This is a genomic window from Methylobacterium trifolii (genome assembly GCF_022179685.1).
In the GTDB taxonomy this organism is placed as follows: domain Bacteria; phylum Pseudomonadota; class Alphaproteobacteria; order Rhizobiales; family Beijerinckiaceae; genus Methylobacterium; species Methylobacterium trifolii.
In genome coordinates this window covers 1-1,327 of sequence record NZ_BPRB01000360.1, presented here as the reverse complement: position 1 = coordinate 1,327, position 1,327 = coordinate 1, and the positions used below count along the sequence as shown (strand labels likewise).

2 protein-coding genes are annotated in these 1,327 nt (G+C 71.6%); both read right to left on the bottom strand.

The features are described 5' to 3' along the window. Window positions 1–141: 141 nt before the first annotated feature. Window positions 142–594, bottom strand: coding sequence for a DNA polymerase III subunit chi (locus tag COGEMETH_RS24395; protein ID WP_238185262.1), 453 nt, complete (start codon window positions 592–594; stop codon window positions 142–144). A gap of 49 nt (window positions 595–643) precedes the next feature. Then, window positions 644–1,327, bottom strand: a 684-nt coding sequence (locus tag COGEMETH_RS24390) for a glutathionylspermidine synthase family protein (protein WP_238185261.1), incomplete at its 5' end; no start/stop codon positions are given.

Below are 1,327 nucleotides of genomic sequence, written 5' to 3'. Positions count from 1 at the left end.
CGCTCACGCGAGGGCCACCCTCCCCAGCAGTGGGGGGAGGGAGAGGGGGGTGAGGGCAACGCCCCACTGAAATCATCGACCGACCTCAGCGTCATGGCCGATTCCCGATCCGAGGATGTCGCACGGAAAAATCCCAAAACATCACGCCTTCTTGTTCCAGCGGCCCGAATCGTCCTGCTGCCAATAGGCCACGTCGTGGCCGGCGCCCTTGGCCTCGCGCCACTGCTCGCGGGCGCGCAGCAGGGCGTCCTGGTCGGTGCCGTCGAACAGGATGCAGATGCGCGCGTAGGCGCCGGCGTCGGGGGGCAGGTCGGCGCCCTCCACCAGGAAGCGGATCGAGGCGGCGTTGGGGTTGGTCTCGCGTAGCGTCAGCACCACCGGCTGGCCCGCAGCGTCCGGGTCGCGGTCGGTGCCGTGGGGCAGGAAGCTCTCGTCGGTGTAGGTCCAGAGCTGGTCGTCCAGGGCCTGGAGCCGTTCCTCGCTGGCGGCCTGGATCGCGGCCTGCCAGCCGCGCGCCAGCGAGCGCTCGACGAGGGTCGGCAGCACCTTTTCCAGGGGCTGGCGCTGCATGTGGTAGAACAGGATTTCAGTCACGGTACGCCGACAGATAGGGCCGCCGGGGGTCGAGTGCGAGGCGGGAGCCTCACGCGGCCTCGATGAAATGGGGCACGAACAGCGCCGCGTTGCCGGTGACGAGGCCCGGCGCCTCGCGGATGCAGAGGCCCGCCGGCGCGTCGCCGACCATCCAGGAGCCGACCAGCGCGCGCCGGCCCTCGAAGACCGGCAGTTCGGCCAGCCCCTGGCGGATATGGCCTTCCGCGCCGTAGGGGCCGTCGTCGTCGGCCAGCACGGCGCCGTCCCGCACGATGCGGATGTTGGCACCCTCCCGCGAGAACAGGGGCTTGCGCACGTAGGTGTCGGCCAGTTGCGCACAGGCCGGGTCGTCCTCGAAGAAGGCCGGCAGCAGGTTCGGGTGGCCCGGCGCCAGTGCCCAGAGGCAGGGCAGCAGGCCCTTGTTCGAGAGGAGCGCCTTCCAGGGCGGCTCCAGGAACCGCGTCGGCGTGCGGCCGGCCGCGCTCCCGAAGGCATCGCGAAAGGCCCATTCCCACGGGTAGAGCTTGAACAGGGTGTCGACCGGCGCCTCGTCGCGGGTGCAGAGGCGGCCGTCCGCGCGCAGGCCGATGTCGGGCAGGTCGGCAAAGCACGTCTCCCGGCCGGCCTGGACGGCGCAGTCCTGGAGGTAGGCCACGGTGCCCCGGTCCTCGGGCGCCTCGGCATAGGCGGTGAAGGCGAGGAGGCCGTCGCCGGGGATCTCGCGGAAGCGCGC